Source organism: Kitasatospora sp. NPDC029367 (genome assembly GCF_055569135.1).
This window is the reverse complement of sequence record NZ_JBVHYH010000077.1, coordinates 22,730-45,885: the sequence shown is the minus strand read 5'-3', so window position 1 is coordinate 45,885 and position 23,156 is coordinate 22,730. Positions and strand designations below refer to the sequence as shown.

Below are 23,156 nucleotides of genomic sequence, written 5' to 3'. Positions count from 1 at the left end.
CTTTCTGGGAGGAGGGGGGGGGGGCGTTTACTCCTGGGGGGGAGATCGGAGACCTCCCATGGGGCGCGGGAGTCCCTGGGGGGGGGGGGGGGGGGGGGCCCCCCCCCCCCCCCCCCCCCACCCGATGCCGACCGGACCTACCGCCCGGGCTCCCGGGCGGTCAGCCGGCCGCGTACGGCGGCGTGGACCTCGGCCTCCTCGGCCGGGTCGGCGGCGAGCCTGCGCAGTCGCTCCAGCACACGCGCGTCGCCGGTGGTGGCGACATGGCGCGCGGCGAGCTCACGGGTGGACTCCTCGCAGTCCCAGAGGCACTCGACGGCGGGCCCCTCGGGGAAGTGCACATCGGTCACGGCGAGCGCCCGGGCGGCGCGGCCGCGCAGTTCGGAGGAGGCGGCCTCCCCGTAGACGTGGCGCAGGACCGGGACGGCGTCGGCGGCGGCCAGCCGCCCCGCACCGTCGACCAGGGACCCGAGCCCGGTACCGCTGACCCCGTGCACGGAGATCCAGCGGCGCAGACCGGCGACCACCAGCGGTGCGTCGGCCGGGCCGCCCGCGTCGGCCAGCAGGCGCACGGCGGTCTCGCCGAGCGCGCTGTCGGCGCCCCCGCTGGCCGGGTCGGCCCAGCGGCGGGCCTGCGCCAGCACCTCGGGGCCGCGCATCCGGCCGAGCAGCTCCAACGCGGCCCGGACGATCCGGTCGTCCACGTCAGCTGCGGCGGCCTCGATCAGTTCGAGGGCGGCCGGGTCGCGCTGGTCGACCAGGTAGCGCAGGGCGGCCCGCCGGGCGCCGGGCAGGCCGCCACGGGCGGCCTCCAGCAGGACCGGACGGTCCTCGGGGCGGACCACGGCGGTCAGACAGCGGGCGGCCGCGGCGGCCCGGCGGTCCACGGCGTCGGGGCCGGAGCGGTCCTCGTCGGTACGCACCGGCTCGGGGCGGCTCAGGAAGGCGCCGGCGCCGAGGTCGCCCAGCTGGCCCTGATCGGCCCAGGCCAGGACGTCGGCGGTGGACCAGCCCGGGGTGACGCCGCCGCGGTTGAGCTGGCGCTGCCAGAGGTCGAAGGGTGACTGCTCGGCGGCGGCGGCCACTCTCGGGTGATAGGCCGCCCAGAGCCGCCAGGGCCTGGGCTCGTAGGCGTTGCGGATGAAGTCGCGCAGCTCGGCGTCGCCCTCCGGGCCCGGCGGGAACCGGTCCAGCACGGCCGTCCCGAGCAGCAGCAGGCCCCGGTCGTCGTCGCGCAGGGCGAGTTCGTCGAGGGCCCAGGCCCAGTTGGCGCCCGTGGCGGCGTACTCGCGCAGCATCAGCAGCGCGTCGCGCCGGCCGTAGGCGGCGAGGTGGCCCAGGACCGAGAGGGCGAGGCCGGTGCGGCTCTCGTCGTCGCTGACGAGGTCCTCGGCGGAGTGGAGGTGGTCCTCGATGCCCTCGAGGGAGGCCTCCAGCTCCATGTAGAGGCGGGCGTAGTAGAGGGAGCGGCTCTCGACCTGCCAGTCGGCCCGCGGATCCCTGGTGACGCATTCCTCCAGCGCGGCGATGGCCTCGGCACGGTCGGCAGCCAGCGCATGGAGCTGCCCGTCACCACGGCCTCGTTGCAGGAGGCCAAGGAGGCTGGCGCTAGGTGCTATCACTGGCTCGAACATGAGGTCAGCATCCGTTGCGGCGGTCGTAGTGGCAACGGGATTTCCGTCGCCGGGGTCTCTGGTCGGTACTGCGGTGGGCGCCCGGGCGCCGGAATCACCGAAGGTTACCGCCTCGGATGCCCTTCCGCACACAGGGCGACGGAGGCCACTGCCACAGTGGCATATGCCAGGGGAATTTTGCCTGCGTTCTGTCCAAACCGCCCACACCGCCCGGGCCGCTGTGCGACAGTCTTCTCACCACCACGACGCCCCGCACACAGGGGGACACACCGAGCGATGGACCCGTCATGAACATGCCCTTAGGCACCGGCCGCCCGCCGGACACCGCCACGGTGGACGGCGCCCGGGCGGGCGCGGACGGCGGCGCCGACGACGGCTCCGACAGCGGAACGGACGGCAGAGTGGACGGCACGGCGCAGGAGCCGTCCGGGCCCTACCTCGGCGGCGGCACCGGCGAGGACCGGCCCGTCGGCTCGGCCGAGTGGGACCTGCTGACCGACGGCGTCCGCTGGGACCAGGCGACCTACCTCCTCCTCGGCTGCGACCCGGGCCACGGCCCGCTCAGCCTGGACCGGCTGCCCGACCGCCTCCCCGAGGCGGACCGGCCGCTGCTGCGCCGGATGATGACCGACGCCCTGGTGCACGGCCGTCCGGCCGCCGGCACCCTGCGGATCCGCCGCCCCGGCGGACGGCACGACCACGTCGAGTGCGCGGGCGAGCCCGTGCTCGACGCCGACGGCACCGTCACCGCGCTGCGGATGCTGCTCCGGCCGGCCCCGCCGACCTGAACCCCGGGCCCGTCCCGCCCGGACTCCGCCCGGCCCGCACCGTCCGGGCCGGCCCTGCCGACCTGAACCCCGGGCCCTTCCCGACCGGCTCCGCCCCCGGACCGGCCGCCCGTCTCACGACGGCCGCGGCCGGTTCTTCGCGTCCGCCGCCCGCAGCTCCCGCCCCAGCTGGGCCCGCAGCTCGTCCACCACCGGCAGCCCCCGGTACCGGGCGGTCAGCCGGTACATCTCGCGCAGCCGGTCCCAGGTCCGGTGCGAGGAGTTCTGGCCGATCAGGTTCATCACCATCTTGGCCTGGAACTCCGCCGCGTCCGGCTCCCCGGTGATCCAGTGCACCGAGGCCAGGGTGATCCGGTCGAACAGCGCCGAACGCAGCTGCCCGGTGCCCTCCCGCAGGGTGATCACCCGCTCCGCGTGCCGCCGCGCCAGCGGGGCCGCCGCCGGGTCGTGCTCGGCCAGGGTGCGCAGCACCAGCGCCTGCATGCCGCGCAGTTCGGCCTCGTCGAAGACCTGCATCCAGGTCGGCGGCGGCGCCGGCGCGTCCTCGGTGAAGAGGTCCTCCGCCTCGCCGAGCAGCCGGTAGGTGTCCTGGGAGTGCCCGATCGAGGCGTGCGCCCAGGCCTCGACGGTGTTGAACATCGCCTGCGTTCTGGGCAGCAGCAGGCCGCCGCCCGCCTTGGCCGCCGACATCAGTTCGATCGCGTCGTCGGCCCGGCCGAGGTGCACCATCTGCCGGGCCGCCCGGGAGATCGCCTCGCCGGCCCGCGGCCGGTCGCCGGCCTCCTTGGCGGCCTCGGCCGCCATCATGAAGTACTTCTGCGCGGTGGGCTCCAGGCCCACGTCGTGCGACATCCAGCCGGCCAGCACCGCCAGGTCGGCCGCGACCAGCCACAGCCGCTGCGCCACCACCGGCGCGTGCCGGTGCGTCAACAGGCCGCCGACCTCGTTGAGTTGGCCGACCACCGCCTTGCGCTGGAGCCCGCCGCCGCGCGCGGCGTCCCAGGCCCGGAACACCTGCACCGAGCGCTCCAGCGACTCCACCTCGTCGAGCCCGACCGGGCCCGCGTCGTACACGTCGACCACCGGGCGCGCGCCGCCCCCGGTGACCACCTGGCGCGGGCCCGGCAGGGAGGCCGCGTACGCGACCGCGTCCCCGCCCAGCCAGCCCTTGAGGGAGTCGGCGACGACCGCCCCGGCCGTGAGCGCGGCTCCGGCGCCCACCAATCCACGTCGGTTCAGCATGAGGTCCATTCCCGTGAACTCGGTGAGGACCGCGGCTGTTCGATCCGGCGACCACGGGACTGCTGCGGACGGCTCCGCTCCGGACCTGGTGGGCCGGTGTCGTTCCAGACCGAGGTCCTCAGTGGTGACGACACGTCCGAGCCGCTCCGTGAACACGGCCGCCAGCACCCTCGGCACCGGATCGCGCGGGATCTCCCCCTGCTCGATCCACCGCCGTACCCTCGACGTGTCGGTGGACAGCTGCTGCTGACCCATCGCGGCACCCCGACGGTTGACCAGCCGGGCCAGTTCGCCCTTGGACCATCCGGTCAGGACGAACAGATCGGCGAGTCGGGTGTTGGGTTCCCTGCTCAAATGAAGCCCCCAGGTTCCTCGGCACTTCCGAGGCTAGAGGCTCCGGCAAGTGCCAGGCGAGCATTCGCCACCGTTCGCCAGGGCCCGCCAGACTACTAAGCCAGTGCCCGACGGGTGTGTTGTAGGGATGCGCCACCTCGCCCCTCGGGTCGGGCGGCGTCCCACCAGCGTCGGGGCGGTCCCCCGACCGTGGCACGGGACGCTCCCGGTCATCACCCGAGGGGGTGGCGCGGCCGGGTGGCGCGGGGGCGCCGGGCACGGCCACGGCAGTCCGGGCGACCGCATTCCCCAGGGTGCGGACGACCGGGACGCCGTCGAACAGGGGTTTCCGACCCCTCGTCCGTGCCCGGCGCCCGCGCACCACCCACCGACCGAAGCAGGGCCGCCGTCACGCCAGGAAGCACACGGCACCAGCCCTCCCCCGCCCCGCGGGGCGAACCCGCAGACGGACCGGAAGGGACCACCCTCAGCCCATGTACTCCTCAGCGACGACCCCCACGCCGACCGCGAGCCGCACCGCGCTGCGCCCCCCCACCGCAGCCACCGGCCGTCCGGGGCCCAGGCAGGTGCCCCCGGCGAGCCGTCCGGTGGCCCCGCGGGGCACCGAGGGCCGGGCCGCGGACGCCCGGGTCCCGGTCGGCCGCACGGCGCTGGGACTGCGCACCCCCGAGGCCGCCCCGCCGGCGGCCGGCCACCGCCTCCCGCTGGCCCGGCAGGCCGACGGCCAGGTGCTGCGCACCCGGCGGCCCGGCCAGCCGGTCGGGCCCGAGCGGATCGACCCGGCGGCGCTGCAGACCCCCTCGGTACGGGCCGCGCTGGGGAGCATCGCGCGGATATGTCCGGCGTTCACCCCGCGCCAGGTCCTGCGCGAGGGCAGCCGCCACATCCTGGTGGCGGGCACCATCGGGCGGGCGCCGGTGGTCGCCAAGTGCCTGGCGCCGCAGGCGGTGCGGAGTGAGTACTTCGAGCAGCTGGTGGCCGACTTCCACCACGAGGTCGCGGTCTACCGGGCGTTCGTCCGGCACCGCCCGCCGGTGCGGCTGCCCCGGCTGGTCGCGGCCGACCACGACCGGTGCGTGCTGGTCATGGAGCGGGTCCCCGGCCGCCCGGCTGCCCGGGAGCGCCACCCGGTCAACGCGCCCACCCCGGGCGAGGTCCGCGCCCTGCTCGGCGCCGTCCGGACGCTGAACCTCTGGCGGCCGCCGAGCGACGTGTTCCAGCCGCGCCTGGACTACCAGTTGGAGATCTCCCGCTACCACTCGGTGGGCCAGCTCACCGACCGGGACGCCGGCGACCTGCGCGGCCTGCTGCACGGCCTGGGCAACACCCCGCTGCAGCTGTGCCACGGCGACGCGCTGCTCAGCAACATGCTGCTGGCGCCGTCCGGGCCGGTGCTGGTCGACTGGGAGCAGGCCGGCTGGTACCTGCCGGGCTACGACCTGGCGGTGCTCTGGAGCGTGCTCTCCGGCGACACCGCCGCCCGCCGCCAGATCAGCCAACTCGCCCAGAGCGGCGGCACCCTGGCCCGGGACGCGTTCCTGGTGAACCTGGTGCTGGTGCTGATGCGGGAGCTCCGGCTGTACGACGTGCCGGGCGCCGGCGAGGAGCAGCGGATCATGATCCGCCGGCTCTACGACGACGCCGCGCTGGCCCGCCGCGCGGTCCGGGCGGCGGTCGGCACCCGCTGACGCCTCCGCCGAAGCCCTGCCGGCCCTGCCGGCTCCGCTGACCCCGTCACCGGCCCTGGCGCACCGCGCCGCGGCCGGTGACGCTACGCCCTGGCGCCGTGCGCCAGGGCGGCCAGGCCGGCGGCGTCCAGCACGGCCTCCTCGGGCGCCAGGTGCACCCGGCTGCTGAGCACGTCCCGCAGGTAGCGCTCCAGCGGGTGACGCCGGCTCAGTCCCGGGTTGCCGGTGAGCGCGACGGCCTGCTGGACGGCCGCGGTGGCGGCCCGGGTGGCCAGCAGGTGGGCCGGCCCGGTCCGGGCCACGGCGTCCGGCTCGCCCCGGTCCACCCGGGGGGCCAGCCCGTGCAGCAGCTCCTCGGCGCCGATCAGCTGGGCGTCGATCTCGCCGAGGGCGGCGCGGTAGCGCGGCAGGGTGCCGAGCGGCTCGGTGAGATTGGCCGGAGTGCGCTGGTTCAGGAAGCGGACCAGCCAGGCCTCGGCGGCCCGGGCGACCCCGACCGCCACCGCGGCGAGGGCCAGATCGTGCCAGGCGCGGGCGAGTTCGGCCTCCTGCGCGTCCTCCCGGTCGGGCGTGCGCAGCCCGAGCCCCAGTTCGAACGGGACCCGCACCGCGTCGAGGACGACGTCGTGGCTGGCGCTGGCCCGCAGGCCGAGCTGGTCCCAGGTGGGGTCGATCTCCAGGCCCTCGCTCTCACCCCGCACCAGGAAGGTGCCGACCCGCGGCTCGGGTTCGTCGGTCCGCGCGGTGACGGCCATCCAGGCCAGCGCCTCGGCGCCGGTGCAGTACGTCTTGCGACCGGTCAGCAGCCAGCCCTCGTCGTCCCGTCGGGCCACCGTCCCGAGCGGCTCGTCCGACCGACCGCCGGGCTCCGCCCGCAGCGTGTTGACCAGCGCGGGCCCGCGCCGGGACTCGGTCAGCAGCCGCCGGTAGCCGGCCGCCGGCCAGCTCGCACGGCGGGCCTGCTCGGCGTGCTGGAGCAGGGTGAAGGCGGTGACCACGGCCACCGAGGCGTCCCCGCGGCCGAGTTGGGCCAGCACCCGGACGGTGTCGGCGAGCGTCCCGCCCGGTCCGCCGTACCGCTGGGAGACCGTCAGGGTGAGCAGCCCGGCCTCGTGGACGGCCTCGATGCCCTGGTACGGGAAGGTCGCGTCGCGGTCGTGCTCCTCAGCGCGGGCGGCGAGCAGGTCGACCACCCGGGGCAGGCCGGCCAGGGCGGCCTCGACCGCCGAGCGGTCGGGCTCGGTGGCCGCGGCGGCGCCGGTGGCCGTCGCCGGTCCGGACGCGGCACCGGACGCGGCACCGGACGCGGCAGGTGCGGCGGGTGCGGGCGGGACGGGTGCCGCCGGCCGGGCGGGGCGGGCGGGGGCCGTCGGACGCGCGGGCGGGGCGGAGGGTGCGGGATGGCCGGAATCCGACGGCTCGGTTCGGGGACGATCGTTCGGTGAACGATCGTCGGCGGCGATGGTCGTCATGGGACTGGTGCCTCCGGGCGGCAGCATGGGCTCAGCGGGTGCGGACGGCACGCCGTACGGGCGCGCGGACGGGCCGGCGGCCCCGGAGGCCGGCCCGCGGCCCACCCCCCGGTCTCGGCGCCGACCCGGTCCGGTCGGCCGCCCGCCGCCACGGGGGCGAGATCCCCCCTCAGTGGCCCGGACACACCCCGCCGGCGGTCCGGCACAGGTCCAGATGCCTGCGACGGGTCAACAGTGGGAGACGGCACGGCATGTTCGCGACTGTACGAACCGGTGATCGATACCGTCAAGCAGCGTCCGAGCCCTGGCCGGGCCCCGACCCCGGGCCCCGACCGGGCCGGGGGCAGAGCGGGGGCGGTGTCGGTCAGCCCTGCTGGAACATGTCGGCCGGCAGCGGCTTCAACAGCTGATACAGGTCGTCCGAAATCGGTCGGTCCCAGGACGCGATGGTGACCAGCACGCCGTCGCTGCGGCCGAACTGGGCGCAGAACACGCGCTCCTCGCTGACCTTGACCTTCTTCACGATCAGCAGGTCGTCCCCGAGCATCACCGGGAAGTCCTCGGCCGAGGTGAACTCGACCGGCTCGTCGTTCTCCAGCGCCGCGAGCAGCTGCCGCACCTCGAAGGGCACCTCGTCGCCGGTGTCCCGGGCAGGCGACCCCTCGGGGAGGTTGCCGATGAACATCGCCGGGCCTCTGCCGCCGAACAGGTCGTAGCGCAGGAAAATCCCCTGGCAGGAGCCGTCCGGGCCGGTCATCATGGCCGCACCGAAGTCGCCGGGCCAGTCACCCGGGTCCATCGCGAGCACGTCGAAGTCCGGGCCGGCGGGCTGTCCGGAGCGACGGCGGAGAAAAGACATGGGAACATCGTACGTGTCCGGCACACCACACTCGCGAGGCGGGTGGGGCACCAACGGGGGACGGGCGGGAGGTCGACGCTCAGAGACCAATGTTGACTCTGAGCAACCGTCCGGGCTACGTTCGGTTCAGCACGACAGCCGTTCTGGGTTTCACCCTCCGGGGGGACGGCATGTCGCAACGCGGCCCTACACGCGTATCCCTCACTGTGCACCTGTCGTGCCGAACTGCCGAGCACCCAGCTTCGTCGTCGCACACAGCACAAACACACAAGCCAACAGTTCCATCGCAGTTCCGTGCAACAAGAGCCAGATCCGCGGGGCCCCGGCCCGTCGCTCCCGTGGATCTGCTCGGGACGCCGCCGCGTGGGGGCGTGCGGGTCCCGAGCAAACGGTGCCGTCAGCCGAGTCGCTCTCGGCGGTGGCGCCAGCCTCCCGGCGACTGCCGGCCCCTCGTGGGCCGGGACCGGCCGACGCACCCCGGTGCGCAGGGGATGACTGGGAGGTATGGCCTGGCAGTGCTGCCGGGCCGCAACAGCAGGCGCCGTGTCTGGCCGCGTGGGGGCGGTGGGCACGGCGTCTGCCTGTGCTCATACTCTGAGCTGCGTTTGTCTAACAGTCAACAGAAATTCTGACGGGGCACGCTCAAAAGATCATCAGTTGTGATGTTCGGTATGTTCGGTATCCGGAATCAGCGGCCCGACCGACCCGGGCCGACCAGGCCGTCCCAGGCCGACCCGGCTGGCCCGGACGCCGACCCGGCTGGCCTGGACACACCGACGGAGCGGACCCGGACGCCGCACCTCTTCCTGCAGCTCGGACCGCTCCGCGGGTGCGCCCGGACGGCGCGGACGATCAGGTGAGGTCGAACTCCCCGTCGCGGGCGCCGAGTACGAAGGCCCGCCACTCGGCCGGGGTGAAGACCAGGACCGGCCCGTCCTCCTGACGACCGTCCCGCATCCCGATGTACCCGTCCACGAACGCGATCTGGACGTCCCCGACGCCCTGGCTGCTGCACAGCCACTCGGCCCCGGTGAAGTCCACCTTCGGCTTCCCGTTCCGCGCGAGCTCCGGCTCGGCGCCGACCGTCCCGGTGTTCGCCCCGGTGTCCGTACCGCTGTTGACTGCCACTGACCGATCTCCTCCCGACGGCATTCCAGCGCCAGCCTAACCACAGCCAGCGGCCCCGGTCAGCGGGTTGGCGAGGTCGCCCTCGACGCCGGCGCCGCGTCTGCGCCGCGTCCGCGTCACGTCCGCGCCGCGTCTCCCGCCGCGAGGGGCGGAGGGCCGGCGGAGGAGCGGCCGGGGCCCGGTGGGGCGTGTCCCGCCGGACCGGGCCGCGGGCAGCTGCCAGAGTGCTGCCAGGGCGCGTACGGTCCCGCCCGCGCCCCGCCCACCACCCCGCCCACCACCTCGACCCAGGGAGCAGCCGATGAGCCGCCGGGACGGCACCCGCGCCGACGTCATCCCCATCTCCGACGCTCCCTCGGCCCACCCGCCGGCCCCCCGCACCCCGCCCTCGCCCACCCCGCTGCCCCGCCCCACCCCGGCGCGGCCCGCCACGCACGGCCGGGTCGGGATCGTCCTGGTCTCGCACAGCCAGGAACTGGCCACCGCCGTACGCTCCCTGGCGCTCGCGCTGACCGGATCCGACTCCCCCGCGCCGGTCGCCGCGACGGGCGGCGACCCGGCGGACGGACCGGGCATCAGCGCGGTCCTGGTGGCCGCCGCCACCCGGCGGGTCGACCAGGGCCACGGCGTGGTGGTGCTCGCCGACCTGGGCGGAGCCGTCACCACCGTGCGGGCGCTGCTCTCGGACGCCGACGAGCACGGCCTGCCGTTCCCGGTCCGCTTCGCGAACGCGCCGTTCGTGGAGGGCGCGGTGGCCGCCACCGCGACCGCCACGGCGGGCGGGGACCTGGCCGCGGTGCTGGACGCCGCGGAGGAGGCCTACCGGCAGCACAAGGGCTGAGGTCCGTCACACGGGTTGAGATCCGCCATGAGGGTTGAGGCACGTCACAAGGACCGAGCCCCGTCGCAAGGGCTGAAACCCGCCGGGCCCGCTACGGGTGCTCCCGGCCCTCCCAGCTGAACACCGCCGGGCCCCGGCACTCCAGCGCGTGGCGCAGCCGGTCGTGCTCGAAGTCGAGCATCGGCGGCAGCTCGTCCAGCCCGAACCAGCCCACCTCCAGCGACTCGTCGTCGTTCACCCGGGCCTCGCCGCCGACCGCCCGGCAGCGGAAGGTCAGCTCCAGGTACTGGGTCACATCGCCGTTCGGGTAGTGGACCGGACGACTGACCGTGGTCGAGGCGAGCAGCTCGGGCACCACCTCCACGCCGGTCTCCTCCAGGCACTCGCGCACCACACCGTCGGCGGGCTGCTCGCCGGGGTCGAGGATGCCGCCGACCGACGCCCACCGGCCGTCGTCGGCCCGGCGGGCGAGCAGCACCCGTCCCCGGTCGTCCACGACGACGGCGGCGACGGCGCTCAGCCAGAGCGGACGGTGGCCCACGAGGGAGCGGAGTTCGAGGAGGAAGGGAGGGATCGCCATGCGACGCAGCCTATCCAGGCCGCCGCCCGGGCCTCCGGCGGTCACCGCCACCGGCCGCTCGGGCCGCTCGGGACGGTCGGGGCCGCGGGAAACGCATTCACCGGAGAGGGGGGAAGGGACCGTCATCCGGAATTACGGGAGAAGGGGGTGCGAGATTGTCTGATGAGATGAAATTCGGTCGTTCTGACCAAATTCGCTTTATCTGTTGATACATCTGTTGAAAAGTTGATCGGCCCGCACCGGACCGTCCAACCGGGCGTCCGACGGAGTGACCGCGAGGGCTCCGTCAGAGCGCGGCACCCCGTCGCCGGACCACCCCGAAGGCGATCCGGCCGAGCAGCAGGACCCCTGCCGCCAAGCAGCCGGCCACCGCCATCGCCCACGCCGGACCGTCACTGTCCGGAACGATCACGGCCACCACGATGCCCAGCACCAGACAGGCCACACCCGCCACCGCCAGCGGAATCCGGTGGGTGACCAGGGCTCCGCCGCTGCACGCGCGGTTCCACCGGGTCGCCCCGTGCAGGTGGAAGTGATCACGGTCCGCATCTGCCATGAGCCCAAGGTACCCCGGGCGGGCCCCCGAGGCAGCCCGCAGGGAGTGAGGGCCGGCACACCCTCCGCAACCGCCCGTCCGGAGGTGCTCCCGGCCTGCTGACGCGTGTACGGGCTCCACAATCAGTCCACGAAAAATCCTCGTCCCCCCGGTACAACCATCCGTCCGGTGCAGGGGTCTCAATGGCATCGAGTGATCCAGGAGCCGTTCACGGGACGGGCGAGAACCCCCACCGCGAACCGGAATACCCAGGGAGCGGAGCCGCCGCCCCCTGGAGCCGGAGGCCGGGCTCCGTCCTCCGGCGGTACCGCCACGCCACTCGGCGACCAAGGGGGAACCGTTGCCGCAGACCCAGTCCACCCCATCGACCGCCACAGCGCGCGCCAGGCCCCGGCCTGGCCTGCGCCCCCTCCCACCCACCACCGGCTGCGCGTCCGACCACCACGGCGCCGGCCGACCCCGACCGGCCGTCGAGACCAAGCGTCTCGACGCGGGCCGGCTCGACGCGGGCCGGCTCGACGCGGGCCGGCTCGAAACGGTGCGGATCGAGAAGACCCGGGTCGAGCCCAACCTGCTCGACCCGACCCGGTTCGACGCGGGCCGGCTCGACCCGACCCTGCTCGACTCGACCCGGCTCGCCGCCAAACGCCTCGACACCAAACACCTGGAGACCGAGCAGGTCGACGCGAAGCACTCCGCGAAGGAACAGCAGGACGCACGGGGCGAATGGCTGCGGTTCGCCCCCGTACAACCGCTGTTCCGAGCCCGGGCCGCCCAGCGACTCGCCGTCCTCGCCTACCACGGGGTGACCGACCACCGCTCCTTCGGCGCCCAGCTCGACCGGCTCCGGCGGCTCGCCACCCCGGTCTCGCTGCAGGCCGTCCTCCAGGCGGTCACCGAGCGGCGGCCACTGCCGCCGCGCAGCGTCCTGGTCACCTTCGACGACGCCGACCGGAGCGTCCTCACCCACGCCCTGCCCGCCCTCGACGCCCGTGGCATCCCCGCCACCGCCTTCGTCATCTCCGAACTCATCGGCACCGAGCGCCCGTTCTGGTGGCACGAGGCCGACTTCCTCGCCCGCCACGGCGGCCGCGCCCGCTCACTCGACTGCGGCCACCCCTCCCAGCTGCTCCCCCGGCTCAAGGCCATGCCCGACCCGGACCGGCGCCGCAGCCTGCACGAACTGCGGGTCAGCGCCGACCGCCGACCGCCCCGCCAGGAACAGCTCACCCCGGCCGACCTGCTCGCCCTGCGGGACGGCGGGGTCGCCATCGGCAACCACACCCAGGGGCACCCGTGCCTCGGCCGCTGCGACGACGCCACCGTCCGCGCCGAGATCACCGGCGCCCACGAAGCCCTCACCCACTGGCTCGGCGAACCCCCCACCGCCTTCGCCTACCCCGACGGCGGCCACGACCCCCGTGCTGAAACCGTCCTGCAGGAGCTCGGCTACCAGCTCGGCTTCCTCTCCGACCACCGCCTCGGCCCCCGACTCCCCTCCCATCCCCTCCAGATCAGCCGCCTCCAGGTCGACTCCACCACCAGCACCCGCCGCTTCGACACCATCCTCTCCGGCCTCGAACCCGCCTACCGCCGCTGGCGCCGCCAAGAGGTGGCCTGACGGGTGACACCGCCGCGCGGGAAGTCGACCGGGCGACTCCCGCGCGGCGCGGCGCGGCGCTCTGCTACGCACCCCGCCCTGCCTCCCAGGCAGGCCCCCTGCCCGAACGGCACCACCGCCGCGCTCGAGAAGTCGGCCAGGCCGACTTTCTGTGCGGCGCGCAGCTGCGGAGGCTCGACGGCACTGGAGCACCGGACTGCAACAGCAGCGCCCCGGCCACCCCACAAGCGCACGAGAAGTCGGCCAGGCCGACTTCCGGTACGGGGTGGCCACGGGCATCGCAGCAACGGATCGACTTCGAGACGGCGGGCACGTGGCCAGCAGGGAGATCGGGTTGATGCCCCGACGAACGAATTCAGCCGGTCCCTGCTGCGCAGGATCGGGGAAGGGTGGCGTCAGAGCCTGGACGCGCCGCATCGGCCGCCCCGGGCGCCTCACGGGAGCCGTGCAGCGGCGGGCGGTCGGCTAGGCGCGGCCTGAGCGCCCAGGGGTCGAACCTCTCAGTACACAGCGTCGGCCGGGTCGACTTCCTGTGCGGGGGGCGCCGTGGCAACAAGTCGACATTGGGACGCGCGCTCGGCCGGCGGAGGATCAGGGCAGGCGAGGATCGCTCAGCACCAGGGGGGATGCGGCACCGCAGAGCGCCTCCGGGCCGGGGGAAGCCGGCCTAGCCGACTTCCCGTGCCGAGTGCGGTGGATCGAAGGGCGATTCCGCCCCCGGGCGCCGAGCGGGCGGCGGCCGGGTAGCCAGGGGCGGGGCCCGCAGCACGCAAGGTCGGCCGGGTCGACTTCCCGTGCAGGGTGTAGTGGCGCCGTAGTGCGGTTCCGGCCCGGATGCCGAGCGGACAGGACCTGGGTGACCAGGGGCCGAGTCCTGCACGAAAGATCGGCCTAGCCGACTTCCTGCGCGGAGTGCGGAGTGCGGTGGCGTCGTAGTGCGGTTCCGGCCGCCCCGCAGCACGCAAGGTCGGCCGGGTCGACTTCCTGTGCAGGCGCCGGGGCCATGGCCCCGGAGTGCGGAAGCACGGAAGCACCGCAGGAGGCGCCCGGCGGGCGGCGGCCGTGGTGCACGGGAAGTCGACGGGGCCGACTTTCTGTGCGCCGGAGCCCCTAGGGGCCGCGCACGGGTGGGCCATTCGGCTGCGGCCCCAGGGGCGGTGGGGTCAGGCGGGGACCGGGGTGAGGGTGAGGCCCTGGGGGTAGAGGGTGGCGGTGGGGGGGAGGGTAGCGGGGGCTCCGGCGTGGAGGACGGTGAGGGTGCCGGTGCCGGTACGGGTGGGGTCGGCGACGCGGCGGAGGGCCTGGGCGGCGACGGCCTCGGCGGAGCCGTGGAGGACCAGGCCCGGGGCCGCCGTGGGGGCGACGGCCGCGCGGATGCGGTCGGCCACGAGCTCGTAGTGGGTGCAGCCGAGCACCAGCACGTCGGTGCCCTCCGGTGTCCGGGCGGCCGCGTCGGCGACGGCCGCGGTGATGGCGGCGTCGTCGCCGTGTTCGACCGCGTCCGCCAGGCCGGGGCAGGCGACCTCGGTGATCTCGGCGGTGCCGCCGAAGTCACGGATCAGCCCGCGCTGGTAGGCGCTGCCGGTGGTGGCGGGGGTGGCCCAGATCGCGACGCGGCCACCGAGGGCGGCGGCGGGCTTGATCGCCGGGACGGTCCCGATGACGGGCAGGCCGGGTTCGAGTTCGGCGCGCAGCGTGTCGAGCGCGTGGACCGAGGCCGTGTTGCAGGCGATCACCAGGGCGTCCGGGCCGAGGGCGGCCGCGGCCCGGCAGCAGCCGAGGGCCAGCTCGGTGACCTCTTCGGGCGTGCGGGGCCCCCACGGCATCGAGGCCGGGTTGGAGGAGAGCACCAGATCGGCGTCCGGGCGCAGCTCCCGGATCGCGGCGGCGGCGGCCAGCAGGCCGATTCCGGAGTCCATCAGTGCGATCTTCACGAGGCAAGACTTTAGTCGATCCACCCCTCGCCGCCGGTTCTGCGGCAGACTGCCGGGGTGACCGTGCTGCTGTGGATCGCCGCGTTCTCCCTGCTGGTCTGGCTCTGGCTGGCGTGCTGCCACGGTTCGTTCTGGCGCACCGACGTCCGGCTGCCGCCGCGCCGTCCGCCGGCGCGGTGGCCGGAGGCGGCGATCGTGGTGCCGGCCCGGGACGAGGCGGCGGTGCTGCCGGTGAGCCTGCCGACGCTGCTGGCGCAGAAGTACCCGGGGCGGGCGCGGGTGATCCTGGTGGACGACCACAGTTCGGACGGCACCGGCGCGGTGGCGGCGGAGCTGCGGACGCTGGACGGGCTGGAGCTGACCGTCACCACCCCTCCCCCGCTGCCCGAGGGCTGGACGGGCAAGCTGTGGGCGCTGCGGCACGGGGTGGAGCTGGCCGGGCCGGACGTCCAGTACCTGCTGCTGACGGACGCGGACATCGCGCACGGCCCGGACTCGCTGGCCGAGCTGGTCGCCGCGGCCGAGTCGAACGGGCTGGACCTGGTGTCGCAGATGGCCCGGCTGCGGGTGGAGACCGGCTGGGAGCGGCTGGTCGTGCCGGCCTTCGTGTACTTCTTCGCCCAGCTGTACCCCTTCCGCCGGAGCAACCGCCCGGGCGCGCGGACGGCGGCCGCCGCGGGCGGCTGTTCGCTGGTGCGGCGGGAGGCGCTGGAGCGGGCTGGCGGGGTGGCGGGGATCCGGGGCGCGGTGATCGACGACGTGTCGCTGGCCCGGGCGGTGAAGTCCTCGGGCGGGCGCACCTGGCTGGGCCTGGCCGGGGAGGTGGACAGCGTCCGCCCGTACCCGCGGCTGGAGCAGCTGTGGCGGATGGTGTCGCGCAGCGCGTACGCCCAGCTGCGGCACTCGCCGCTGTTGCTGCTGGGGACGGTGCTGGGGCTGGCGCTGGTGTACCTGGTGCCGCCGGTGGCGCTGGTGGCCGGGCTGGTGGCGGGGGCGCCGTGGGTGGCGGCGGTGGGCGGGGCGGCCTGGGCGTTGATGGCGGGCACCTATCTGCCGATGGTCCGGTACTACGGGCAGCCGGCCGTGGCCGTGCTGCTGTTGCCGTTCACCGCTTCGCTGTACCTGCTGATGACGGTGGACTCGGCGGTGCAGCACTGGCGCGGCCGGGGCGCCGCCTGGAAGGGCCGGACCTACTCCGGGACGTGAGCCGGGAGGTGGGCCGGGACGTGAGCCGGCAGGGGGCTGGAACATGAGCCGGGAGGCGGGAAAAGCCGGGCGCGGCGGGCCGGTCTCGGCCCATACTGCTCGGATGGACCGTCAGCGGATCTCCCGGCTCGCCCACGCCCACCACCCGATCGCGGCACCCCTGTCGGACGGCTCGGTGTCCCGGCTGCTGGAGCGCGCCCTGGGTGGGCAGGACAGCGGCCGGGTGCTGGATCTCGGCTGTGGGGAGGGCGCCTGGCTGCTGCGGGCGCTGGCCGCGCGGCCGGGCTGGCGGGCGGTGGGAGTGGACGTGGACGCCGCGGCGCTGACCCGGGCGAGGGAGGCGGCGACGGCGCTCGGCGTGGTGCGCCGGATCGGCCTGCACCACCGGGACGCCCGGGAGTTCACCGACCGCGAGCCCTTCGACCTGGTGCTGTGCGTGGGCGCCACCCACGCCTTCGACGGGCTGCTGCCCACGCTCGCGGCGGCCCGTGAACTCCTGGCGCCCGGTGGGCGGTTGCTGGTCGGTGAGGGGTTCTGGGAGCGGGAGCCGTCCCGGGCCGCGCTGGACGGGCTGGGCGCCGCCCGGGAGGACTTCGCGGACCTCGCGACGACCACCGACCGGGTGCTCGCGGAGGGTTGGACGCCGGTGTACGGGCACGTCAGCTCGGCGCGGGAGTGGGACGACTACGAGTTCTCCTGGACGGGTTCGCTGGCCGAGTGGGCACTGGACCACCCGGAGGACCCGGACGCGGCGGCCGCCCGCGAGGCCGCGGACGAGCACCGCACCGGATGGCTGCACGGCTACCGGGGGACGCTCGGCTTCGTCACCCTGCTGCTGCGCCGGAACTGAACTTCCCCTCCGGCAGGGCTACTTCTGCGTCCGGGCGAGGAAGTCGTCGATCAGCGGGGCGATTTCGGGCAGCTTCTCCTCCAGGGCGAAGTGCCCGGTGTCGAGGACGTGCAGTTCGGCCCCGGGCAGGTCGCGCAGGTAGGCGCGGGCGCCGGCCTCGGTGAAGAACGGGTCGTTGCGCCCCCAGATCACCAGCGTGGGCGGCTGCTCGGCGCGCAGCCAGGCCTGCCAGGCGGGGTAGAGCTCGACGTTGGAGAAGTAGTCGAGGGCGAGTTCGACCTGGATGTCCTTGCGGCCGGGCAGGTCGAGGAAGTGCTGGTCGAGGGTCCAGCCGTCGGGGGCGACCAGGCTCGGGTCGGTGGTGCCGCCCTCGTACTGGCCGCGGGTGACGTCCAGGGTGAGGATCGAGCGGGCGGCCTCCTCGGCGCCGGGGACGCCGCGCCGCTGGGCGATGAACCCCCGGGCCTGGTCGGAGAGTCCGTCCTCGTAGGCGTTGCCGTTCTGGACCACCAGGCCGGTGATCCACTCCGGTCGGCGGGTGGCCAGTCGCAGGCCGACGGGGGCGCCGAAGTCGAAGACGTAGAGCGCGAAGCGGTCCAGGCCGAGGGCGAGGCAGAAGCGCTCGACGACGTCGGCGAGGGTGTCGAAGCGGTACGGGAAGGTCTCGGGCGAGGGGCTGTCGCTGTGACCGAAGCCGGGGTAGTCGGGGGCTATCAGGCGGTAGCGGGTGCCGAGCGCGTCGAGCAGCCGGGCGTACTGGTGGGAGGCGGAGGGGAAGCCGTGCAGCAGCAGGAGGACGGGGGCGTCGGCCGGGCCGGTTTCGCGGTAGAAGACGCGCAGCCCGTCGAGGTCGACGTGGCGGTGGTGGATGTGGGGGATCGTCAGCTCACTCATGCTAACCATTAAAGCGCATCTGAACGGTTAGGCACAGGGCTGGCAGGGGTCCGGCGAAGGCCCACCAGGAGCGAGCTGACCGATGATCACCTGCCGGTCGTGGTCCGGTGGCTCTTCACCTGCTCCTGCTGCACCAGGTAGTCGAGCACCTCGGGCATCGCCTCGACGCCGCCGGCCTTGGTCGGCGAGGTCCGGTACTCGCCCTGGACGACCACCGTCGGCAGCTCGTTGATGCCGTAGCGGACGAACTGGGCGGCCGCGTCGTCCACCGACTGCCGCACCTCGGCGGAGCGGTAGGCCGCGTGGAAGCGCTGGGCGTCGACACCGTGGCGCACCGCCCAGTCGGTGGCGGCGGTCTCGGTGGTGAGGTCGGCGTGGTCGGAGTGGATCGCGCGGAAGGCGCTGACCTGGAGCCGGTCGACCAGGTCGAGGCGCTCCAGGGTGTAGTACAGCCGGGCGTGGGCGCGCTGCACGCCCTCCTCCGGACTGCCCGGCCAGATCGCCGGGACCCGGCGGAGCGCGACGTCGGAGCGGTGCTTCTCGGCCCAGGCCTCCAACGGCTGCTCCAGCGCCTGGGAGTGGCCGCAGTCGTACCAGAAGAACTCGACGGCCTCGGTGCGGGTGTCCTCGCGCACCGGTTGCGGGTGGTCGAGCTTGACGAACTGCGTTCCCTCGGAGGGGGATTGGTGGGTCACCGCACCGGCCTGGACGGGGGACGCGGCGATCCCGGCGGCGACGGCGAGCAGGACGGTGGACCGCAGCAGCGACTTCGAGTTCACACCGGGCAGTGTGGCGCCGACGCCTCGTTACCGGCGAGTCGGTACGTGGCGGCGGGCCCGGATTCGCCCGAACGGCGTAGCCGGGCCGCAGCTCAGCTCGGCGGGCCGCCCGTCCACACCTCGGCGACCAGCCGCTGCCAGTCGTCCACCACCGCGCCCAGCTCGAAGTGCTCCAGCGCGTGCGCCCGGGCAGCCGCGCCGAGGCCCGCGCGGTTGCAGGCCAGCACCTTGGCCAGCGCCTCGGCCAGCGCGAGCGGGTCCCCGGGGGCGACCAACGCTCCGGTGGCGCCGTCCCGGACCACCTCGCGCACCCAGCCGACGTCGGTGGCCACGGCGGGCACCCCGGCCAGGGCCGCCTCGATCAGCGCCCCGGGCACTCCCTCGCTGTCGCTGGTGAGCAGCAGCGCGTCGGCGGCCCGGTAGAGCGGGGCCGGGTCGGGCAGCGGGCCCAGGAAGTGGGCGCGGGCGGCGGCCGGGTGACGGGCCAGGGCCTCCAGCAGCGGACCGTCCCCGGCGACGGCCATCCGGACGTCGGGCAGCCGGTCGAGCACGTCGAGCGCGAGGTCGAGCCGCTTCTCGGGGGCTATCGCACCGATCCAGGCGACCAGCAGGACGTCGGCGGGCAGGCCCAGGGCGTGTCGGGCGGCGCGCCGGTCGTCCCGGCCGTCGGCGGGCGGATAGCTCTCGGCGGCACGGGAGTTGGGGATCACCCGGACCTTGCCGCCGGGCAGCTCGAACTGCTCCTCCAGCACCGCGCGCGCCTCGTCGGTGAGCGTGGTGACGGCGGCGGCACGGTGCATCAGGGCGGCCCCGCGCAGCCTGCGCAGCCGGTTGGCGGTCCAGTAGCGGGGGTGGCCGACCGAGACGTAGACGAAGGGGGTGGGGGTGCCGGCCAGGGCGAGGGCGCAGGCGGCCAGGGTGTCGGAGCCGTGGGCGAGCACCACGTCGGCGGCGCGGGCGGCGGAGCGCAGCGCCCACAGGGTGCTCGGGCGCAGGCGGCCGGGGCCGAGGACGGCGGCGGCGCGCAGCCGGGCGGTGTCGGGGCAGCCCTCGCCGCAGGTCCCCGGGACGGCCGTCCCCGCGGTGCACACCCCGGTCGTGCCCGCACCCGGTCGGGCGGGCGGTACGGCCGGGTGCGGGGCGAGCGCGCACAGCGCGGAGGCCTGGCCCCGGCGGCGCAGTTCCCGGTGGAGGTCACGGGCGAAGTTCTGGGCGCCGCCCCGGCGTTCGTCGCTGATCAGGTGCAGGACACGCGGGCGGGCTCCGGCCGAATCGGCCGCCGTAGGGTCGGGCATGGACCGACCTTGGCACAGCGCCCCGCGCCGTACAGCCCCTTCGCGCAACCTGGTGGTGGCCCGTGCGCCCGCGCCCGTACACCCAGTGTGCGCTGAGGACCCGCCGTCGTGCGCCGGGTGCGACCGCCGTGCGCCCCGCCTCGCCCCATGCCGCTCCGCCTCGCCCCATGCCGCTCCGCCTCGCCCCCTGCCGCTCCGCGGGGCCGCCCTTCGCTCCCCCGCACGCCGCGTCGGGCACCGGCTCACGCCGCCGGGAGGCCGCACCGGCGGGCCGCAGCAGCGGGTCACACCGGCGGCTCGCACCGGCGCGTCACACCAATGGGTCAACCGCGGGCCGCCGACGGCCCAACCGCCGGTACGCGGAGGGCCCGTACCCCGCCCGGGCGCGCCCGCTCCGGGCCGTCGGCCGGTTACGCGAATCGGGTGAACGCGGTTGGACCTCGGCCCGCGCCGGTCGGCAGGATGTCCGGCCGGGGCGCCCGCCGTTCTGCCCCATCTCCCCCTTCCCCGTTCGGATTTGGAGTCACCCGGTGTTCAAGGGATTCCGCAGCTTCCTGCTGCGCGGCAACGTGGTGGACCTCGCGGTCGGCATCGTGATCGGCGCGGCCTTCACCGCCGTCGTCACCGGGTTCGTCAGCGCCTTCCTCACCCCGCTGATCGGGGTCGCCACCGGCGCGGTCGGCGACTTCACCCAGAAGACCTTCGAGGTGGGCGGCACCAAGTTCCCGTACGGCCTCTTCGTCAACGCGCTGATCGGGTTCGTGCTGGTCAGCGCGCTCATCTACTTCGCCGTGGTGGTGCCGGTCGGCAAGCTGCAGGAGCGCTTCGAGAAGGCCGCGCCGGCGCCGGCCGCGAAGGTCGACTGCCCGGAGTGCCTGAGCTCGATCCCGGCCGCCGCGACCCGCTGCTCCTTCTGCACCACCGAGGTGGCCGTCCGGCCCGGTCTGCCCGCGCAGTCCCAGGCGCTGCAGTCGCACTGACGCCGAATCGCGTCCGGACCGTGCCCTGATCGAGTCCGGACCGCGTCCGGATCGCCCGCTGTGGGCGCTGACGGGAAATTTATTCCCCAAACATTCACGAGCCCCCGCCGGACCGTCGGCGGGGGCTCGAATGCGCCGGCGCACGCCCCATCCGCAAAAGTTTCTCCACGACGCCTCCGAACGGCCACCGGCCGGTCACCGCAAGGCCTTGCGACGGCCGCGTCCGGGTGCTGTTCGATCACTGACGGGGCGCCAGGACTGTCCGGAACTGTACGCCGGTATGTCCGTTCTTCCTACTTTCGAAACCTTTGTGCGGGCGAAGACTGTGTAAACACTCGAACTGCTCCCCCTCCCGCTCTCCTCAGCAGGCGCATTGTGGGCTTACCGTATGCCCCATGACCTCGCCCCGCTCCTACGACGGAGTCGGCTACCCCTCTCCGTCCTTCTCCTCCGGCACGCCGATTTACGACAGCCTCGTGGCTGAGCGCGGCGTCCCCCAGATCGCACCCATCAACGTGCCGGCGGCCCTGCCCCCGGCGATGTCCTCCGGTTACGGATCCGGCCCCGGCCAGTCCTACGAGAACCGGTACGGCAACGGGTACGAGAGCGCCGGCAGCAACCTCCCCGCGCTGCCGCCCGCCCGCCTCGCCCTGGGCCCCGGCCCGAGCAGTGGCCCCTCCGCCGGCCCGGCCACGGCGTACATCCCGGCGCAGCCCGCGCCGGCGTACGCCTCCGCGCCGCAACCGCCCGTCCCCGGTTACGGCGCCCCCCAGCCGTACCAGCGACCGCAACCCGCCGCCCCGACCTTCGCGCAGACCGCCAGCGGTGGCTACCAGCCGACCGGCGGCCAGAGCTTCGGCGGCCAGAACACCTTCATCGGCCAGGGCGGGCAGCAGACCTTCGGCGCGCAGCCGACCGGCGGACCGGCCGGTTTCGGCCAGGGCCAGCCCGGCGGCCTCCCGCAGGGCGGTCCGCAGTCCTTCGGCGGCCAGCAGGGCTTCGGCGGCCCGAACCCGGCCGGCCCCGGCTTCCAGGGCCAGGGCGGCGACCAGAGCTTCGGCGGCGCCCAGCTGCGCCCGGCCATGGCGCCGGTCGCGCCGGTCCGCCCGATGCAGCCGCAGCGCCCGGGCCCGTACGGCGAGCCCGGCGGCTACCAGCAGGGCGGCTACCAGCCGCAGGGCCAGGGTTACTGAGCCCGAGCACACCACAGGGCCGACCCCACCGGCCCGCACCCGCACCACCTGAGCACCACCCGGCGCCCCCTGAACGCCGGGCGAACGGAGAACGGGTCATCCACGGACCGCCCGGAACGCCCCCCACGGCGTACCGGGCGGTCCGTGCGCGTACGGGGGGCTGCGGAGAGGGCCGGACCGTACGGGACCACGCGGGCGGGAGTCGCTCCGGGGCGCCTCCGGGGCAGCCGCGTCCGCCCCGACCGCTGCTGGCAGGATGGAGGGATGCACCTCACCGGACTCCACGTCTACCCCGTCAAGTCGATGTACCGCCTCAGCCCCGACACCGCCGCGGTCCACCCCTGGGGTCTGGCCGGAGACCGCCGCTGGATGCTCGCCGACCCCACCGGACGCTTCGTCAGCCAGCGTGAGAACGCCGCCCTCGGGCAGATCCGGGTCGACCCGCTGCCGGACGGCGCACTGGCGCTGACCGCCCCCGACGGCTCCCGGATCGAGGTCGCCGCGCCCGTCGCCGACGCCGGCGCCCCGGTCGCCGAGGTCGAGGTCTGGGGCACCCGCTTCCGCGCCGTCGAGGCCGCCAAGGACGCCCACGCGTGGATCGCCGACCGCCTCGGCGACTACCGCCTGGTGCACCTGGACGACCCGCGCGCCCGGCCCGTCGACCCGCAGTACGGCCGGCCCGGCGACACCGTGTCGATGGCCGACGGCTTCCCGCTGCTGCTCACCACCACCGGTTCGCTGGAGCGGCTCAACGAACTGATCGCCGCCGAGCACCCGGACGGCCACGAGACCCTGCCGATGGAACGTTTCCGCCCCAACGTGGTGGTCGCCGGCTCCGAGCCCTGGGCCGAGGACGGCTGGCGCCGGATCCGGATCGGCGCGCTCACCTTCCAAGTGGTCAAGCCCTGCGGCCGCTGCGTGGTGACCACCACCGACCAGGAGAGCGGCGAGCGGCGCGGCCCCGAACCGCTGCGCACCCTGGCCCGGCACCACCGGCTGCTGCGCATGGCCGCGTTCGGACAGAACCTGATCCCCGAGCGCCCGGCCGACGTCGAGGGCGACGTGCTGGGGACGCTGCGCCTCGGCGACGACGTCGAGGTCCTGGAGGACGGGGCGCACTGGTCCCCCGACGGGCGCTGACGCCACCGCCGCGCCCTGGCCCGGCTCCCCCCGCGCCTTGGCCGGAGCTCCGCCTCCGGCCCGCCGGCACGGAACTCGGGCACCGCACTCCGGCACGGAACCCCGGCACGGAACTCCCGCTG

21 protein-coding genes are annotated in these 23,156 nt (G+C 74.9%); 9 read left to right on the top strand and 12 right to left on the bottom strand.

Annotated features, from left to right (window positions below):
• Positions 1-137: 137 nt before the first annotated feature.
• A complete protein-coding gene (locus tag ACZ4W5_RS31265; RefSeq protein ID WP_465658336.1) occupies positions 138-1,634 on the bottom strand; it encodes a HEAT repeat domain-containing protein in 1,497 nt (498 codons plus the stop codon).
• Between the two features lie 287 nt (positions 1,635-1,921).
• Between ACZ4W5_RS31265 and ACZ4W5_RS31260 the strand changes: the two genes are divergently transcribed.
• The gene (locus ACZ4W5_RS31260) at positions 1,922-2,422 is read left to right on the top strand and encodes a PAS domain-containing protein (RefSeq protein ID WP_465658334.1); all 501 of its coding nucleotides are present in this window, start codon (positions 1,922-1,924) and stop codon (positions 2,420-2,422) included.
• 114 nt (positions 2,423-2,536) lie between these two features.
• Here the strand turns inward: ACZ4W5_RS31260 and ACZ4W5_RS31255 are convergent, their stop codons facing one another.
• Positions 2,537-4,018 carry a DNA-binding protein NsdB gene (locus tag ACZ4W5_RS31255; RefSeq protein ID WP_402489958.1) on the bottom strand — a complete coding sequence of 494 codons (1,482 nt, stop codon included), beginning with the start codon at positions 4,016-4,018 and terminating at the stop codon, positions 2,537-2,539.
• Positions 4,019-4,491: 473 nt separating this feature from the next.
• Here ACZ4W5_RS31255 and ACZ4W5_RS31250 point away from each other — a divergent pair, with 473 nt between their 5' ends.
• On the top strand, positions 4,492-5,706 hold the full coding sequence (locus ACZ4W5_RS31250; RefSeq protein WP_360243559.1) for an aminoglycoside phosphotransferase family protein: 1,215 nt from the start codon (positions 4,492-4,494) through the stop codon (positions 5,704-5,706).
• 83 nt (positions 5,707-5,789) lie between these two features.
• Here the strand turns inward: ACZ4W5_RS31250 and ACZ4W5_RS31245 are convergent, their stop codons facing one another.
• From ACZ4W5_RS31245 to ACZ4W5_RS31230, 4 genes are all read right to left on the bottom strand, one after another.
• Positions 5,790-7,178: an acyl-CoA dehydrogenase family protein gene (locus ACZ4W5_RS31245; RefSeq protein ID WP_465658332.1), complete on the bottom strand. Its 1,389-nt coding sequence runs from the start codon at positions 7,176-7,178 to the stop codon at positions 5,790-5,792.
• 169 nt (positions 7,179-7,347) lie between these two features.
• Positions 7,348-7,431, bottom strand: coding sequence for a putative leader peptide (locus ACZ4W5_RS31240; RefSeq protein WP_360243587.1), 84 nt, complete (start codon positions 7,429-7,431; stop codon positions 7,348-7,350).
• A 111-nt stretch (positions 7,432-7,542) separates the two neighbouring features.
• Positions 7,543-8,037 carry a hypothetical protein gene (locus ACZ4W5_RS31235; RefSeq protein ID WP_360243564.1) on the bottom strand — a complete coding sequence of 165 codons (495 nt, stop codon included), beginning with the start codon at positions 8,035-8,037 and terminating at the stop codon, positions 7,543-7,545.
• 852 nt (positions 8,038-8,889) lie between these two features.
• Entirely contained in the window at positions 8,890-9,078 is a 189-nt protein-coding gene (locus tag ACZ4W5_RS31230; RefSeq protein WP_360243590.1) for a DUF397 domain-containing protein, read from the bottom strand.
• A 388-nt stretch (positions 9,079-9,466) separates the two neighbouring features.
• Here ACZ4W5_RS31230 and ACZ4W5_RS31225 point away from each other — a divergent pair, with 388 nt between their 5' ends.
• Complete coding sequence (locus tag ACZ4W5_RS31225; RefSeq protein WP_360243567.1) at positions 9,467-10,006, top strand: PTS-dependent dihydroxyacetone kinase phosphotransferase subunit DhaM; 540 nt, start codon at positions 9,467-9,469, stop codon at positions 10,004-10,006.
• A 91-nt stretch (positions 10,007-10,097) separates the two neighbouring features.
• Here the strand turns inward: ACZ4W5_RS31225 and ACZ4W5_RS31220 are convergent, their stop codons facing one another.
• Together ACZ4W5_RS31220 and ACZ4W5_RS31215 are read right to left on the bottom strand one after the other, a co-directional pair.
• Positions 10,098-10,586 (bottom strand): NUDIX hydrolase, encoded by a 489-nt coding sequence (locus tag ACZ4W5_RS31220; RefSeq protein WP_360243570.1) that lies wholly within the window; start codon positions 10,584-10,586, stop codon positions 10,098-10,100.
• A gap of 286 nt (positions 10,587-10,872) precedes the next feature.
• Positions 10,873-11,142, bottom strand: coding sequence for a hypothetical protein (locus tag ACZ4W5_RS31215; RefSeq protein ID WP_360243573.1), 270 nt, complete (start codon positions 11,140-11,142; stop codon positions 10,873-10,875).
• A 340-nt stretch (positions 11,143-11,482) separates the two neighbouring features.
• On the opposite strand from ACZ4W5_RS31215, the gene ACZ4W5_RS31210 reads away from it, so the two are divergent.
• Entirely contained in the window at positions 11,483-12,763 is a 1,281-nt protein-coding gene (locus ACZ4W5_RS31210; protein ID WP_465658328.1) for a polysaccharide deacetylase family protein, read from the top strand.
• Positions 12,764-13,926: 1,163 nt separating this feature from the next.
• Here ACZ4W5_RS31210 and ACZ4W5_RS31205 read toward each other — a convergent pair.
• Positions 13,927-14,697 (bottom strand): glutamate racemase, encoded by a 771-nt coding sequence (locus ACZ4W5_RS31205; protein WP_465658326.1) that lies wholly within the window; start codon positions 14,695-14,697, stop codon positions 13,927-13,929.
• Between the two features lie 57 nt (positions 14,698-14,754).
• On the opposite strand from ACZ4W5_RS31205, the gene ACZ4W5_RS31200 reads away from it, so the two are divergent.
• Positions 14,755-15,903, top strand: a complete 1,149-nt coding sequence (locus ACZ4W5_RS31200; protein WP_465658325.1) for a glycosyltransferase — start codon at positions 14,755-14,757, stop codon at positions 15,901-15,903.
• 103 nt (positions 15,904-16,006) lie between these two features.
• Positions 16,007-16,753, top strand: a complete 747-nt coding sequence (locus ACZ4W5_RS31195) for an SAM-dependent methyltransferase (protein ID WP_465658323.1) — start codon at positions 16,007-16,009, stop codon at positions 16,751-16,753.
• An 18-nt stretch (positions 16,754-16,771) separates the two neighbouring features.
• Here ACZ4W5_RS31195 and ACZ4W5_RS31190 read toward each other — a convergent pair whose 3' ends face one another.
• From ACZ4W5_RS31190 to ACZ4W5_RS31180, 3 genes are all read right to left on the bottom strand, one after another.
• Positions 16,772-17,647: an alpha/beta fold hydrolase gene (locus tag ACZ4W5_RS31190; RefSeq protein ID WP_465658321.1), complete on the bottom strand. Its 876-nt coding sequence runs from the start codon at positions 17,645-17,647 to the stop codon at positions 16,772-16,774.
• 86 nt (positions 17,648-17,733) lie between these two features.
• Positions 17,734-18,426: a thiol:disulfide interchange protein DsbA/DsbL gene (locus ACZ4W5_RS31185; protein ID WP_465658319.1), complete on the bottom strand. Its 693-nt coding sequence runs from the start codon at positions 18,424-18,426 to the stop codon at positions 17,734-17,736.
• 92 nt (positions 18,427-18,518) lie between these two features.
• Positions 18,519-19,721 (bottom strand): glycosyltransferase family 4 protein, encoded by a 1,203-nt coding sequence (locus ACZ4W5_RS31180; RefSeq protein ID WP_360244710.1) that lies wholly within the window; start codon positions 19,719-19,721, stop codon positions 18,519-18,521.
• Positions 19,722-20,251: 530 nt separating this feature from the next.
• Here ACZ4W5_RS31180 and mscL point away from each other — a divergent pair.
• From mscL to ACZ4W5_RS31165, 3 genes are all read left to right on the top strand, one after another.
• Complete coding sequence (gene mscL, locus ACZ4W5_RS31175; RefSeq protein WP_360244707.1) at positions 20,252-20,701, top strand: large conductance mechanosensitive channel protein MscL; 450 nt, start codon at positions 20,252-20,254, stop codon at positions 20,699-20,701.
• Positions 20,702-21,096: 395 nt separating this feature from the next.
• Positions 21,097-21,894: a DUF6643 family protein gene (locus tag ACZ4W5_RS31170; RefSeq protein ID WP_465658317.1), complete on the top strand. Its 798-nt coding sequence runs from the start codon at positions 21,097-21,099 to the stop codon at positions 21,892-21,894.
• A 264-nt stretch (positions 21,895-22,158) separates the two neighbouring features.
• Complete coding sequence (locus tag ACZ4W5_RS31165; protein ID WP_465658316.1) at positions 22,159-23,034, top strand: MOSC domain-containing protein; 876 nt, start codon at positions 22,159-22,161, stop codon at positions 23,032-23,034.
• Positions 23,035-23,156: the final 122 nt, after the last annotated feature.